The sequence below is a fragment of the Janthinobacterium foliorum genome (assembly GCF_978021625.1).
Genome location: NZ_CDXDQE010000112.1, coordinates 1 through 264 on the forward strand (window position 1 = coordinate 1; position 264 = coordinate 264).

The following is a 264-nucleotide window of genomic DNA, read 5'->3' on the forward strand; positions in this document are numbered from 1 at the left end:
CCTTTCCCGCCTGGTCGCAAACGTCCCCGCTGCGCCGCGCCCGCGTCATGTTCAAATTCAAGGAATTATTGGAAGAGCATGCGGACCAGTTGGCGGCCCTGATCACGGCCGAGCACGGCAAGGTGTTCACGGATGCAAAAGGGGAAGTGACGCGCGGCATTGAGGTGGTGGAGTTTGCCTGCGGCATCCCGCAGATGATGAAGGGCGAATATTCGGAACAGGTGGCCGGCGGCATCGACGCCTGGTCCATCCGCCAGGCCCTGG

General features: G+C 62.5%; 1 protein-coding gene. It reads left to right on the top strand.

Translation table 11 applies throughout. From position 1 onward, the window contains the following. Positions 1–264, top strand: a 264-nt coding sequence (locus ACZ92H_RS29755; protein WP_465052001.1) for an aldehyde dehydrogenase family protein, incomplete at both ends; no start/stop codon positions are given.